Origin of the sequence: Paraburkholderia kirstenboschensis, from assembly GCF_904848585.1 — a bacterium.
Taxonomy (GTDB): Bacteria; Pseudomonadota; Gammaproteobacteria; order Burkholderiales; family Burkholderiaceae; genus Paraburkholderia; species Paraburkholderia kirstenboschensis.
The window spans coordinates 121,632-136,078 of the sequence record NZ_CAJHCR010000008.1; the positions used below are offsets into that span (position 1 = coordinate 121,632).

General features: G+C 62.5%; 12 protein-coding genes, 1 tRNA gene and 1 riboswitch. Of the genes, 11 read left to right on the forward strand and 2 right to left on the reverse strand.

Annotated features, from left to right (window positions below; genetic code table 11):
• Positions 1–81: 81 nt before the first annotated feature.
• On the reverse strand, positions 82–1,119 hold the full coding sequence (locus tag JMY24_RS21140) for an oxidoreductase (protein WP_128596035.1): 1,038 nt from the start codon (positions 1,117–1,119) through the stop codon (positions 82–84).
• Positions 1,120–1,527: 408 nt separating this feature from the next.
• Between JMY24_RS21140 and JMY24_RS21145 the strand changes: the two genes are divergently transcribed.
• Together JMY24_RS21145 and JMY24_RS21150 are read left to right on the forward strand one after the other, a co-directional pair.
• The gene (locus JMY24_RS21145) at positions 1,528–3,636 is read left to right on the forward strand and encodes a UvrD-helicase domain-containing protein (protein WP_128596034.1); all 2,109 of its coding nucleotides are present in this window, start codon (positions 1,528–1,530) and stop codon (positions 3,634–3,636) included.
• Between the two features lie 183 nt (positions 3,637–3,819).
• Entirely contained in the window at positions 3,820–4,389 is a 570-nt protein-coding gene (locus JMY24_RS21150; RefSeq protein ID WP_128596033.1) for a hypothetical protein, read from the forward strand.
• A gap of 131 nt (positions 4,390–4,520) precedes the next feature.
• Here the strand turns inward: JMY24_RS21150 and JMY24_RS21155 are convergent, their stop codons facing one another.
• Complete coding sequence (locus JMY24_RS21155; protein ID WP_201702836.1) at positions 4,521–5,447, reverse strand: c-type cytochrome; 927 nt, start codon at positions 5,445–5,447, stop codon at positions 4,521–4,523.
• A gap of 310 nt (positions 5,448–5,757) precedes the next feature.
• Between JMY24_RS21155 and JMY24_RS21160 the strand changes: the two genes are divergently transcribed.
• The 9 genes from JMY24_RS21160 to JMY24_RS21200 all read left to right on the forward strand — a co-directional run bounded on the left by JMY24_RS21160 (position 5,758) and on the right by JMY24_RS21200 (position 14,447).
• A tRNA-Arg gene (locus JMY24_RS21160) sits at positions 5,758–5,833 on the forward strand.
• 149 nt (positions 5,834–5,982) lie between these two features.
• A riboswitch (yybP-ykoY riboswitch) is annotated at positions 5,983–6,163 on the forward strand.
• Between the two features lie 89 nt (positions 6,164–6,252).
• Positions 6,253–7,263 (forward strand): sodium:calcium antiporter, encoded by a 1,011-nt coding sequence (locus JMY24_RS21165; protein WP_128596030.1) that lies wholly within the window; start codon positions 6,253–6,255, stop codon positions 7,261–7,263.
• Positions 7,264–7,774: 511 nt separating this feature from the next.
• Complete coding sequence (locus JMY24_RS21170) at positions 7,775–8,437, forward strand: acetyltransferase (RefSeq protein WP_236597469.1); 663 nt, start codon at positions 7,775–7,777, stop codon at positions 8,435–8,437.
• A gap of 13 nt (positions 8,438–8,450) precedes the next feature.
• Positions 8,451–8,690 carry an acyl carrier protein gene (locus tag JMY24_RS21175; protein WP_020067453.1) on the forward strand — a complete coding sequence of 80 codons (240 nt, stop codon included), beginning with the start codon at positions 8,451–8,453 and terminating at the stop codon, positions 8,688–8,690.
• The gene (locus tag JMY24_RS21180; protein ID WP_128596029.1) at positions 8,687–10,090 is read left to right on the forward strand and encodes an AMP-binding protein; all 1,404 of its coding nucleotides are present in this window, start codon (positions 8,687–8,689) and stop codon (positions 10,088–10,090) included. Before JMY24_RS21175 ends, JMY24_RS21180 begins: the two co-directional genes overlap by 4 nt.
• On the forward strand, positions 10,069–11,151 hold the full coding sequence (locus JMY24_RS21185) for a LuxE/PaaK family acyltransferase (RefSeq protein ID WP_128596028.1): 1,083 nt from the start codon (positions 10,069–10,071) through the stop codon (positions 11,149–11,151). The genes JMY24_RS21180 and JMY24_RS21185 overlap by 22 nt, the downstream gene beginning before the upstream one ends.
• The gene (locus JMY24_RS21190) at positions 11,132–12,349 is read left to right on the forward strand and encodes an acyl-CoA reductase (protein WP_128596027.1); all 1,218 of its coding nucleotides are present in this window, start codon (positions 11,132–11,134) and stop codon (positions 12,347–12,349) included. Before JMY24_RS21185 ends, JMY24_RS21190 begins: the two co-directional genes overlap by 20 nt.
• 23 nt (positions 12,350–12,372) lie before the next feature.
• The gene (fabZ, locus tag JMY24_RS21195) at positions 12,373–12,846 is read left to right on the forward strand and encodes a 3-hydroxyacyl-ACP dehydratase FabZ (RefSeq protein ID WP_087754282.1); all 474 of its coding nucleotides are present in this window, start codon (positions 12,373–12,375) and stop codon (positions 12,844–12,846) included.
• Positions 12,843–14,447 carry a GMC family oxidoreductase gene (locus JMY24_RS21200; RefSeq protein ID WP_128596026.1) on the forward strand — a complete coding sequence of 535 codons (1,605 nt, stop codon included), beginning with the start codon at positions 12,843–12,845 and terminating at the stop codon, positions 14,445–14,447. Before fabZ ends, JMY24_RS21200 begins: the two co-directional genes overlap by 4 nt.

The window sequence follows — 14,447 nt, forward strand, 5'->3', positions numbered from 1 at the left end:
GTTATATTGCTTTCCGGTTTGCAGGTTTGCCGGCGCGGCGTTCTGCGTCGCGCCGGCCAAACCGCAAACCTGCAACGCCGTTCAGCGGACCCGCTGGAACGGCAGACGGACACCTTCGTCGGAACTGCGCGCCGCGAGTTCGATAATGGTCATCACGTCGACGGCATCTTGCGAGCTCACCGGGAACTTCACGCCGTGCTGGATCGCCTCGGCGAGCGCGATATAGAAGCTCGCATAATCGCCATTGCCCGTTGGCACTTCGCGGTCGCCCTCCAGCACGCGCAACGTCCCTGCGGCATTGCCGGCCGCGAAGCCCTCGTCGCCCGGACGCAAGCCGGCTTTCAACTGGTCTTCCTGCGTGTCGAGCCCGTACTTCACGTAACTGCCGCGTGTGCCGTGAATGGCGAACCTCGGCGCGACGATCGCCGTCAGCGCGCTCGCGTGCAGCACGACTTCGAATTCGCCGTAGCCCAACTGGATATGCACGTAGTCGGGCGCGCTCGCCTGATCGCGATGCGTTCGCACGGTCGCGGACACGGTCTGCGGCGCGCCGAACAACGCCAGTGCCTGGTCGATCAGATGCGGTCCGAGATCGAACAGCAGGCCGCCGCCGCGCGACGCTTCCTCGCGCCAACGCTGACGCACTTCGGGCCGGAACCGGTCGAAATGCGATTCATAGTGCGTGATGCGCCCCAACTCACCGTTCGCGAGCAGATCGCGAACCGTCATGAAATCGCCGTCCCAGCGACGGTTGTGAAACGGCACGAACAGCTTGCCCCGCGCGAGTGCGATGTTGGCGAGCGTGCGAGCGTCGGCGGCGCTCAGCGTGACCGGCTTGTCGACCACGACGTGCTTGCCTGCTTCGAGCGTACGGCGCGCGAGATCGAAGTGCGTGTCGTTCGGCGTGGCGATCACCACGCAGTCGATCTCCGCGAGCGCGAGCAACGCGTCGAGATCGGCCACCACTTTCGCGTGCGGATAGTCGGCGAGCGCGACTTCGGGTCTGCCGGTCGCGATGGCGGCGACGCTGGCGCGACCGCAGTGCTCGATCACCGGCGCATGAAAGGTCGCGCCTGCGAATCCGTAACCCATCAATCCAATTTTCAGCGATGCGGACATGCGTGTCTTCCTGCAAAAACGGCGCGCCGCTTTGCCACCGCGGCGACGGCGCGCAACGCCGTCATTGTGGCATGGCCGGGACGGGGATTGCGACGGCACGCGAAGCGCCGAAGCTCCGCCTTTCCTCGCGACGCGGTGGCCGCCGGTTCTATCCATGGGATTCGTCGACTGAATCTATCCGCCGATTTCATCCGTGTTAACATCGCTCCTCTCGCGCGAACCGAGGCTCGCCGGGCTGGCCTCATAACACGTGGCATGCATTCCCCGAGCGCACGCCGCGCGGCGTTGCGCTGGCTTCGCGACCGGTAATACTGCGCTACGGCGCCTCGAGCGCCGCTTTCAAACGGCGCGTTTGAGAACTCCGTCTGAACAGCCGCTTTTCAACCCGCACTACCCCATCCACCGACGATGTCCGCAGGCCTGAATCCCGCTCAAAATGAAGCGGTCCGTTATCTTGACGGGCCGTGTCTCGTGCTCGCCGGCGCAGGGAGCGGCAAGACGCGCGTGATCACGCAGAAGATCGCGCACCTGATCGAGGCAAAGGGCTTCGAGCCGCGCCACATCGCGGCGGTTACGTTCACGAACAAAGCCGCGGCGGAAATGCGCGAGCGCGTGGGGAAACTGCTCGAAGGCAAGACGCTGACCACGCCCGGCAAGGAAGGCCGCAAAGTGCCCGTCAATCAGTTGACGGTCTGCACGTTTCACTCGCTCGGCGTGCAGATTCTGCGGCAGGAAGCGGAACACGTGGGCCTCAAGCCTCAATTCTCGATCATGGATTCCGACGACTGCTTCGGCATGATCCAGGAACAGGTCGGCTCGACGGACAAGGGCTTTATCCGCAAGATCCAGTCGATCATTTCGCTTTGGAAGAACGGGCTCATCATGCCCGAACAGGCAATCGCGATTGCCGCGAATGAGGACGAGCACCAGGCGGCGATCGTCTATCGCAACTATGTGGCGACGCTGCACGCGTACCAGGCGGTCGATTTCGACGATCTGATCCGCCTGCCCGCTGAACTCTTCGCGAGCAACGAGCAGGTGCGCGACCGCTGGCAAAACAAGCTGCGTTATCTGCTGATCGACGAGTATCAGGATACCAACGCCTGCCAGTATGAATTGCTCAAGCAACTGGCCGGCCCGCGCGCGGCATTCACGGCGGTGGGCGACGACGATCAGGCCATTTACGGCTGGCGCGGCGCGACGCTCGAGAACCTCGCGCAGCTCGGCAAGGATTTCCCGAAGCTGCATGTGATCAAGCTCGAGCAGAACTATCGTTCGACCGTGCGCATTCTCACGGCCGCCAACAACGTGATCGCGAACAACCCGAAGCTCTTCGAAAAGAAGCTGTGGTCCGAGCACGGCATGGGCGATTCGATCACTGTCACGCCATGCAACGACGAAGAGCACGAAGCCGAGTCGGTAGTGTTCCGTCTGTCCGCGCACAAGTTCGAGCGTCGCGCGAATTTTCGCGACTATGCAATTCTCTATCGCGGCAACTTCCAGGCGCGCATCTTCGAGCAGGTGCTGCGCCGCGAGCGCATTCCGTATGTGCTGTCGGGCGGCCAGTCGTTCTTCGACAAAGCCGAGATCAAGGACATTTGCGCGTACCTGCGCCTGATCGCGAACGCGAACGACGACCCCGCGTTCATCCGGGCGATCACCACGCCGCGTCGCGGTGTCGGTAACACGACGCTCGAAGCACTCGGCTCGTTCGCGGGTCAAGCGAAGGTGTCGCTGTTCGAGGCGGTGTATATGGGCGGCATCGAAGCGCGCTTGTCGCCGCGTCAGATCGAACCGATGCGCGTGTTCTGCGACTTCATGCAGCGCCTCACCGACCGCGCCGAAAAGGATGCGGCGGGCACGCTGCTCGACGAGTTGATGGACGCAATCCACTACGAAGCGTATCTCTACGACGCATTCGACGAACGTCAGGCGCAATCCAAGTGGCAAAACGTGCTGGAGTTCGTCGAATGGTTGAAGCGCAAGGGCACGAAGGCTGAGCCGCAAGGCTCGAATGGATCTGCTGGCTCGGCCAACGACGAGGCAACCGGCTACGACACGGCGGACGGCTTTGGCGACACCGGCAAGAATCTGCTGGGCCTCATCCAGACGGTCGCGCTGATGTCGATGCTCGAAGGCCGCGAAGAAGACCCGGACGCGGTGCGGCTCTCGACCGTGCACGCGTCGAAAGGGCTCGAATATCCGCACGTGTTTCTGGTGGGCGTCGAAGAAGGAATCATGCCGCATAGAGGCGGCGCGGACGACGAGCCGGTCGACGACGCGCGCATCGAGGAAGAGCGCCGTCTGATGTATGTCGCGATCACGCGCGCGCAGCGCAGCCTGCATCTGAACTGGTGCAAGAAGCGCAAGCGCGCACGCGAGACGGTGGTCTGCGAGCCGTCGCGGTTCATACCCGAAATGCTGCTGGACGACGCGCCGCCGCCGACGCCCGAAGAGGCGCCGATGTCGCCAAAAGACCGTCTCGCGAGTCTCAAGGCGCTGTTGCAGAAGCCTTGAAAACGGTGGTCAGCGCGTGCGCGGGTAAGACCCCGTTGATCTGAGGTGCTTCACCGGTTTTCGCGGATAGGCGCGCTACAGTGGCGCGGCTAGTAGGTCGCACGTTAGCGCGGCTTCATGCACGTTCACGCACCTTCGAGCACCTTCGCGCACCTTCGAGCACGCCAACTGGAGACCGCCCGCATGACCTCGCCGACGCTCGCGCCTTACACCCGCGCCCTCGAAGCCTACATCGACGCGAAAGACAACACGCGGGCGCAACGCATGCCGGATGCGTTTGCTTCCGACGCCGAGCTCACCATTTCTCTTGCGACGTCGGCAATCGCCTTTCCCGCGCGCACTGTCGGCATAGACGCGATCACGAAGACGCTCATCACCGATTTCGGCGCGACGTACACGCGGTGCCGCACGTATTACGTGTGCGACTCGCTGACGGTGCGCGACGGTGCGATCGATGCGCTGCCGTGGCTCGTGCTGATGCGTGAACCGGCCGCCGGCGCGTTGCGCGTGGGCCACGGCGTGTATCGCTGGACTTTCGACGAGACACCCGCTGTCAGCCGCTTTCATATTCACATCGCACGCATGGACGTCGTGCCGGATGCGAACGGCGCATTGCTCGACGCGTTGCAGGAAGGCTTGAGTTATCCGTGGCTCCCGCCCGCCGAACTGCACGCGCGTTTCACCGAGCTTGTGCGCAGCACGCCGGCGCTCTCATTTGTCGATGCGTTCGCTCGTCCCGTCGACGCGCAATAAAGCCGGCACTCGCCCGCGTGAATCCGTCGAGCATGAAAAAATCCCTGCCCGCGTCGCTGCGGTGCAGGGATTCGATTGTCGGGCAAGCGGCGCGCAGTTGTCTTTGCGCGCGATGAATGCGCATTTGCGCATTACTTCGCGGCACTGACCATGTAGTCGACGGCGGCCTTCACGTCGGCATCCGAGGCGTTCGAGCCGCCTTTAGGCGGCATGGCGCCCTTGCCGTGCAGCGCATAGTTGTAGACGGTGTCCATCGGCTCCTTCAGGCGCGCCGCCCACGCTTCCTTGTCGCCGAACTTCGGTGCGTTGAGTACGCCGGCAGCGTGACATGCCTGGCAGACCTGCTGGTACAAGGCCTTGCCCGCTTGCGATGCATCCGCGCTTTGCGCGGCGGCGGCTGCGGGCGCCGCGGCTTGCGGGACGCTCGCCATTGCCGCCACTGCGGCGGCGGCTTGTGCCGCGCCCGCGTCGGAAGCGCCGCCGGCTGCTGTTGCACCGGAAGCGCCGGCCGCGCCGGAAGCGGCAGCAGCGCTGGACGCGGCCGCCGCGCCCGATGCCGGTTGCGCCGGTTCAGCGAAGCTCGCGCCGGAATTGTTCGCCATGTAGGTCACCGCGCGAGCGATTTCGAAGTCGCTGTAATCGTCCGGGCTCGTGCCTCCGCGCGGCGGCATGGCGCCTTTACCGGCGAGCGCCGCGTGCAGCAGCGTGTCGAAGCCTTGCGAGATACGTGGTGCCCAGTCGGCAGTATTGGTGAACTTGGGTGCGCCTGCCGCCCCTGACGCGTGACAGGCGGAGCAAACTGCCTTGTAGACCTCTTCGCCGGTCTTGTAGACGCGTGGCGCGTTGGCGTCGCGAATGTCGACTTGAGCGAGAGGCTTGATGCGGGCGGTGACCTCGGCTTGGGAGAGACTGTCGGTGCCGGCGCCGGTGCGCGTCGAATTGTCGACGTAGTAAGCCAGCAGAACGATGATAACGATCGGCACAGCAAATCCGGCGATGACCGCGGCGATGAGCTGTCCAGGGGTTTTGATCGGGGCTCCGTGTGGTGCTTCGCTCATGCTTGTCTCGTCTCCGTGGGTATGTGAGCGGTACAGCGCGACGGCAACTTCTTGTTCTTGATCGGCCACGGACGATTATAGACGCAAGCTTTCGACGGCGGCGAGGGCCGCGGCGCGCTGTTCAGCAGGCGTTTACCCGCATCGCGCGAAGTGGTGCAAAGGTGTGCGAAGGCGCTGGAGACGGGCTCGAAGGCCGTCCGGTGGACGGTATGGCTGAAACCGGGTATCCTTTCGGTCTTGCTTTGGCGCCGCATCGCTCAGATTGCCGCGCTTTCGCGTTTCTTGTGTTTCTTGTGCTTCTTGTGTCATAGCGCCCGTAGCTCAATGGATAGAGTACTGCCCTCCGAAGGCAGGGGTTGCTGGTTCGATCCCAGCCGGGCGCACCAATAACGTTGGCTCAGAATCAAGGGTTTAGGCAAACAACGCCTAAGCCCTTTTTTATTTCCCGCGCGTTCACGGGTTCACGCGTTCAGCTTCCCACGCCATTCCCCGCCTCATCTCCAGGCTTGTCCGCTCCGCCCACTCCCGTTAGAATCCCCCGGTCATTGGGGAGTAGCCTTCCTTCACGCATCGCATGAAGGAGAGCGCGTCAACATACTTGACCTGACGGGTCATGGCGCGTTCGACCGGGTCGGTTTGGCGAGACCATTGGCGCACTGCTTCGTTCTGGTCGGACGGGTGGCGGTGCGTCATTGGTTCGTCTTACGTCCGACCGCGGAGCCGCTGTGAAATCACGTTGTCCCCTACCCAATTTCCCCCTGCGCTATGGGCTGCGCCGCGCGTTTCCCGTCGATGGGAGACGTGCATGACCGGTCTTCTCATCGAACTGGCCGTCATGCTGGTCGTCATTCTGGTGGCGGCCGAGCTTTTCACCAACGCGCTCGAACATCTCGGCGAGCGCCTCAAAATTTCGGAAGGCGTCACCGGCTCGCTGTTTGCAGCGGTCGGCACTGCGTTGCCGGAGACGCTCGTGCCGCTGATCGCGATCATCGGCGGTACCGCTGATCATGCCGTCAATGAGGAAATCGGTGTGGGCGCAATCCTCGGCGCCCCGCTGATGCTTTCCACACTGTCCACCTTCCTCATGACGCTCGCGATCCTGCGTTCGCGCGGCATCGGCGGACGCGTCGCGCCTGAACGCTCGGGCTTCACGCGCGACCTCAACTATTTCCTCTTCGCGTTCCTGCTGGCGGCCGCGGCCATGTATGTGCCGCACGAGCAAAGAATCGTCCGCGCGCTATTCAGCATTGCACTCGTGGGCGTGTACGTCGCCTATGTGGTGGCGACCTTCCGCGCGTCGAACAGTCTCGTGGATGCCGGCCACGGCACCGAGGCTCCAGGCAAAATGATGCTCGCGCGCCTCGGCGTGCCGACCAACCTGGCGACGATCGCCGTCCAGCTCGCGCTCGCGGTCGCCTTGCTGGTGTGGGGCGCCGAAGGATTCATCCACGGCGTTCGAGGCGTGTCAGAGGTATTCGGCGTCTCGCCGCTGCTGCTCTCCCTGCTGATCATTCCGATCGCCACCGAACTGCCGGAAAAGGTGAACAGCATCCTGTGGATTCGCCGCGGCAAGGACACGCTGGCGTTCGGCAACATCACCGGTGCGATGGTGTTTCAGGGCACGTTGCTTCCGGCGATCGGCATTCTTCTGACGCCGTGGACGCCGCGCATCGAGGTTGTCACGGGCATCGTCATCACGCTCGCCGCGGCGGCGTGGCTGCGGCTCAACGCGCGGGAGCGCGGCGCGCCGGTGTGGGCGTTGCTCGTGTGCGGTGCGCTATACGTGACTTATCTGGCGATTACGCTGAGCCGCTAGGCGTTGCGCCCGTGTGTGTCACCGTAGCCGGGCAGATTCCCGCGGCGCTGTAGGCGTTCCGGGGACCTCGCCGGGCGTTTTGCATAATGCGGCAGGGTTCGCGGAGTCTGCGCTGCAGCGTGCGACTGGGCGGTTCACTTCACTTGTCGGGTGTTTCACGCAGCGCGGGCGGGAACTGCGCAGCCCGCGCTAAGGTTCCGCGTAGACTCGCGGACCCGACGCGTCCCCCTACGCAGCCCCTTAAGGTTCACAAAACCTAGGGCGCCCTCACGCCACCCCGCCCCCGGCAACCCCGCTCAGCGCTCTTGCCCCCCGCCTCACGCGTTCCGCAATGCATCGATTTAAAGGCTTTTCCAGTGCTAACTCTTGGAATCGCACAGGAGGGCGCAACGGCATAATTTCGACCATGTTCCATTGGCCTCGGTGCCCATCTGTCTGGCGTGAGCGGCTCGCCGCATCAACCGCCATACGGGCCGCGACGCCGGCATTCATGTTCGGGTGAATCAAAATCGTGACTCTGAGACTTTTCGTGTACGGCGCCGGCGGCTTCGGTAAAGAAGTGATGGATGTCGCGCGCCGCCAGAACGCGGTGAGTCGACGCTGGGAGCAGATCTGCTTCGTCGACGACATTCGCACAGAGCGCGTGTTCTACGGCACTCAGGTATTGCGCTTCAACGATGCGGAAGTCGCCGAACATCTCGACCAGGCCGAATTCGTGATCGCCGTGGGCGAGCCGGCAGGCCGCGAAAAGCTCGGCAATAAGCTGCGCGAAGCCGGTGCCCGCCTGGGCCAGGTGATCGACCTCAGCTCGCTCGTCGCCGACACCGCAACGCTCGGCGAAGGCCTCGTGGTCACGCCGCTGTGCTCCATTTCCAGCGACGCACAACTCGGCCGCAATGTTTGCGTGAACACCATGTCGATTGTCGGCCATGACGTACAGGTCGGCGAAAACACCGTCGTCTCGTCGATGGTGAACATCGGCGGCGCGTGCGTGATCGGCGCGAACAGCTACCTCGGCATGGGCGCGTTGATCAAGGAGGGCGTGCGCATCGGCTCGAATTCAATCGTCGGCATGGGATCGGTCGTGTACTCCGACATTCCCGACGACGTGATCGCCCTGGGCAACCCTGCGCGCGTTGCCCGTCCTAATACCGACCGCAAGGTCTTCAAGTGAGATTGGCAAAGAAATGACGAACAGAGATAAATACGATCAGGTGTTCATGGACAGCTTCGCCGTTCCGCGCGACGCGCTGAACGAAGCTTTCGTCTATCAGTGCGTGCCGGCGTGGGATTCGGTCGGCCACATGGGCATGATCGCGGCGCTCGAGGACACATTCGGCATCATGATGGAGACCGACGACATCATCGAATTCGGCTCGTACACGATCGGCGTCGACAAGCTCAAGAAGTACGGCGTAGAGCTATGAATTCCGGGTTCGTTAGCCGGCAACATCCTGAACGCGCAGCGCTCATTACGGAGAGCGGTGTGACGCTCACGTATGCCGAACTGCATCAGGCCGTTGACCGGCTCGCGACCGCGTTGCCTGCAAGGCAACTGCTTTTTATCGTCGGCGGCAACGATCTGCCGACGGTACTGTGCTATCTCGCCTCGCTCGCGAGCGGCACCGTGCCGCTGCTGTTGAGCAGCGGGCTCGATCAGCTGCAATTGAATCGCCTGATCGACACATACGACCCGGCGTACATCTTCGCCTCAACCGGTGCGGAACACGGCATGCTGGTCCACGAGGAAGGCGCCTACGGTTTGTATCGCCGCGCCGATTCGGCGCGCGTCGACCTTCACCCCGACCTCGCGTTGCTCATGACGACGTCGGGTTCCACCGGCTCGCCCAAGCTCGTGCGACTGAGCGCCGCAAATTTGCGCGCGAATGCGACGTCGATTGCCGACTATCTGCGCATCACGCACGAAGAGCGCGCGATCACGTCGTTGCCGTTTAACTACTCGTATGGTCTGTCGGTTATCAACAGCCATTTGCTGGCGGGCGCGTCGCTCGTCGTATCGGACCGCTCGCTGATGGATGCCGCGTTCTGGCGGCAGATCAACGAGCATCAGGTGACGAGTTTTGCGGGCGTGCCCTACAGCTACGACATTTTGCTGAAGCTGCGTCTTGCGCGAATCAACATGCCGTCGGTACAAACGTTGACGCAGGCGGGCGGCCGCATGGACCCGGCGAAGCTTCGCCAGGTCAGCGAAATTTGCCGCGCAAAGGGCATTCGCTTCTTTTCGATGTACGGTCAAACGGAAGCGACCGCGCGCATCGCCTATCTGAGCCCGGAGGAAATCGAGCACAAGGCGGGCAGTATCGGCCGCGCGATTCCGGGTGGCCGCCTGTGGCTCGAGAGCGACGACGGCCGCACGATCACGGGACCCGGCGAAGTGGGCGAACTCATCTACGCGGGCGGCAATGTGTCGATGGGCTATGCGCAAAAAGCGGCCGATCTCGCGTTGGGCGATCTGAACGGCGGCACGCTGCGCACTGGCGATCTTGCGCGGATCGATGAAGACGGCTGTTTCTTCATCGAAGGGCGCCGTCATCGCTTCCTGAAGATACTGGGCCTGCGAATCTCGCTCGATGCGGTCGAGCAGATCGCCGCCGACAAAGGCTTTGCCTGCGCCGCAAAGGGCACCGACGAGCAACTGGTCATTCACGTAGTGGACAAACCGGATTTCGTTGCAGACGAATTCAGGAACGCCATGGCGAAGTCGCTTGGACTTCATCCTTCTGTCGTCGCCGTGAGCCGCTTGCCGGAACTGCCGCGCCTACCCACAGGAAAGGTTGACTATCAATGTCTGACCCAATTGTGCTGAGCGACGTCCCGCAATGGCCGGTGTTCGCGCTTCCGAAGGCGGACAAAGAGCCTGCGCTGCTGGATGAACTGCAGCGCCTCACGCGCCTGCACTACGAAGGCTGCCCGCAATACCGCGCGATCGTCGACAAGCTCGGCGCGAAGCGCGAGGCGGCCACGTTGGGAGAACTTCCGTTTCTGCCCGTGCGGCTCTTCAAGCACGAGCAGTTGCTAAGCGTGCCCAGGAGCGAAGTCGTCAAGACGATGACATCGTCGGGCACGAGCGGGCAAAGCGTGTCGCAGATCTTTCTGGACAAGCAGACGTCGGCGCTTCAGGTGAAAGTGCTGTCGCGCATCGTGGGCGATTTCATTGGGCCGAAGCGTCTGCCGATGCTCGTGATCGACTGCCGCGCGACGGTCGCGGACCGCTATCGTTTCTCCGCGCGCACGGCCGGCATTCTCGGTTTTTCGATTTTCGGGCGCGACGTCGAATATGCGTTGAACGACGACATGTCGCTCAATCTCGAAGCGACGCGGCGTTTCCTCGACAAGCATCACGACCAGCCGGTGCTGCTGTTCGGCTTCACGTTCATCGTCTGGCAGCACCTCGTTCAGGCGCTCGAAGAAAGCGGCGAGACGCTGCCTCTCGAACGCGGCATTCTGATTCATGGCGGCGGCTGGAAGCAGCTTCAATCGAAGGCTGTCAGTGCCGATGAATTCAAGCGCCGCCTGCGAAATGTCGCCGGTGTTGCGCGTGTGCACAACTACTACGGCATGGTCGAGCAAACTGGTTCGATCTTCGTCGAATGCGAGCATGGTCACCTGCACGCGTCGTCGTGGTCGGATGTGATCGTTCGCGATCCGCTCGATTTCAGCGCGCTGCCGCCTGGCAAGCCGGGGCTGATTCAGTTGTTGTCGGTTATTCCGCACAGCTATCCGGGCCACTCGCTGTTGAGCGAGGATCAAGGCGAGATTATCGGTGTCGATGACTGCGCATGCGGCCGCCACGGCACCTATTTCAAGGTGCACGGCCGGATTCAGAACGCCGAGACGAGAGGTTGCAGTGATACGTATTCCCGATGACATTCAGAGCAGGACCACGATTCTGGTCGGCCGTCGGGACGAGATCTCGAACGCGCCCGCGCTGGTGTTCGACGCCGCACGCGTGGAGTTTCTCGCCGATCTGTCGCGCGCCTTGCTGGCCCGTGCCGAGACGCGGTCGCTGCCAGACGTAGTCAGCTTCGCCTATTGGTGCCGTCGCGCGAATCTGACCCAGCTTGCCGCGAAGTTCGGTTCGCGCGGCGAAGTGCGCATGGGCCTCGGCTTGTCGTTTCATGTTTGCCCGTCGAATGTGCCCGTGAACTTCGCGTTTTCGCTCGCGTTCGGCCTGTTGTCGGGCAACACCTGCGTGCTGCGTTTGCCGTCGCGAGCGTCCGCCACCGCAGAAGTTCTCGTCGAGGCAATCGCGGATTTGTTGAAGGACGAGCGGCACGCGGCGCTGTCCGATTGCATCCTGCTGACTCGCTTTGAGCGCGACGATCTGCTCAACCGCTTCTGGCTTTCCGTCGCGGACGCACGGCTCGTGTGGGGCGGCGACAAGACCGTCGAGCATATGCGTGCTCTGCCAAGCCGCCCGCGCTCGCGCGAGGTCGCGTTTTCCGATCGCTATTCGTTGTGTGTGATGGAACCGCAAGCCGTGTTGTCTCTCGACGACGAAGGTTTACGTGCGCTCTGCCATCAAATGTTCAACGACTTGTATCTGATGGATCAGGCCGCGTGTTCTTCCCCGCAACTCGTTGCATGGATAGGCGCGCAAGACACCGTGGAAGCTGCGAAAGACCGGCTTTGGCCCGCGCTCGTCAAACACGTTGCGCAGCGCTATACGCCGGAGCCCGTGCAGGTAATGGACAAATACGTGCAGGCTTGCCGCCATGCATTCGACAACGAGCAGGTCGTTGCCATCCGTCAGCATGGCAACCTGCTGTATCGCGTCGAGTTGTCGGCGGTCGCGGCCGATCAGGACGAATGCCGCGGTTACTTCGGCACCATTCACGAAGTCACGCTCGCGTCGCTCGATAAGCTCGCGCCGATCGTGAACGAACGCTATCAGACGCTCACCTACTTTGGCGTCGACAAGACGCAGTTGCAGGATCTCGTCGTCTCGCGGCGGCTGCGTGGCATCGACCGCGTCGTGCCGGTTGGGCGCGCGCTGGATATGAATATCGTATGGGATGGCTACGACGTTGTCGCGAGCCTCTCGCGCGTCGTGGACATTCAATGACGCATCGGACACCCGAGGAACAGATGGACAAGTTCAGTCTCAATTGCATCGAGCTGCAGGAATACCAGCCGAATCGCTATCCCTTCCTGATGATCGACCACGTCGATGAAGTCATGCCCGGCAAATACGCGCGCGGCTACAAGAACCTGACAATGAACGAGTGGTACTTCCCCGTTCATTTTCCCGGTGGCCCGAATATGCCCGGCGCCCTTCAGCTGGAAGCGCTCGCGCAGATGCTCACCGTGGCGATCACCACGCTGCCCGGTCTCAAGGGCAAGGTGACGCACGCGTTGCAGCACACCGTGCGTTACCGCAAGGAAGTTCTGCCCGGCAAGAAGTTCGAAATCGACACCGAAGTGTTGTCGTGGAATCGCGGCATCTGCAAGGGTCGCGGCGTGGCCAAGGTCGACGGCGAGATCGCCTGCGAAGCGGACATGCTCATTACGATTCCGGAAATCCTCGAACAATATCTGCCGAAGAAGAAATCGCCGGTATGAAAGAAGTCGCGGACATCGTGATCATCGGCTCCGGAGCGAGCGGCGCCGCCGCCGCCTGGAGTTTGAGCCGCGATCGCTCGTTGCGCATCGTGTGCATCGAGCAGGGCTCGGTCACGAAGCCATCCGAATACCCGTCGACGTCCGTCGACTGGGAATTGAGCCGTTCGGGCGCGTATAGCTCGAATCCGTCGGTGCGCCGCAACGCGGCCGACTATCCGATCGACGATTCCGCGTCTCCCATTTCGATTGCCAACTTCAACGGCTTTGGCGGCAGCACCATTCTCTATTCGGCGCACTTTCCGCGCTTTCATCCGTCGGATTTTCGTACACGCACACTCGACGGTGTCGGCGACGACTGGCCGCTCAGCTTCGAGGAACTCAAGCCGTTCTTCACGGAAAACGAGCGCATGATGGGCGTGGCCGGACTCGTCGGCGATCCTGCGAATCCGGACTACGAGTCGCTGCTGCCGCCCATACCGCTCGGCCCGATGGGTCGAACCATGGCAGGCGCATTCAACGAACTCGGCTGGCACTGGTGGCCGTCGTACAGCGCGATCAATACGCACCGGCACGGCAATCGCGGCGCGTGCGTCAATCTCGGTCCTTGCAATACGGGTTGCGCGCAGGGCGCGAAAGCCAGCGTGGATGTCACGTATTGGCCCGTTGCGCGTCAACAGGGTGTCGAGGTGAAGACGCAATGCCGCGTACGCGAAATCACGCTCGATGCGCGCGGGCAAGCAGACGGTGTGCTTTATATGGACGCCCACGGCGTCGAGCATCGGCTGAATGCGCGTGTGGTCGTTGTGGCCTGCAGCGGCGTCGGCACGCCGCGCCTGTTGCTCAACTCCAGGTCGAGCGCATTTCCCGATGGGCTGCTGAACGATAACGGTCTGGTCGGCCGAAATCTCATGCTGCATCCGCTCGCTTACACCGAAGCCGTGTTCGATCACGACGTGCAATCGAGCATTGGACCGCACGGCTGCTGCATTCTGAGCCAGCAGTTCTACGAGAGCGCAGCGGAGCGCGACTTTGTGCGCGGTTACACGATGCAGGTATTGCGCGGCGCGCCGCCGGTCGAGACCGCGGTGTCCGGCTATTTCATGCGGCAAGTGCCGCTCGGCGCCGAGCATCATGCGAAGTTCGACCGGCTCTTCAATCGAACCGCCGGTATCGCGATCATTACAGAAGATCTGCCGGAGCCGGAGAATCGCGTGGAGCTCGATCCGGACCATTGCGATTCGAGCGGCATGCCGGGCGTGAAGGTGTTCTACAAGCTGGGTGATAACACGAGCCGCATGCTCAAGCACGGCATTGAAATGAGCAAGCAAGTGTTCGCGGCAGCGGGCGCGAAAGTCACGTCTTCGTTTGCGCCGGTGAAGAACACGGGTTGGCATCTTATGGGCACCGCTCGAATGGGCGACGATCCGGCCACGTCGGTCGTGAACAAATTCGGTCAGGCGCATGCGGTGAAGAATCTGTTCGTCGTTGACAGCAGCATCTTCGTGACGGCGGGCGCTGTGAATCCTGTCGCGACAGCCCAGGCGTTGACGCTGATGGCTTGCGATCATCTGCAGCGTAATCTGCACACACTGGTGGCGTGA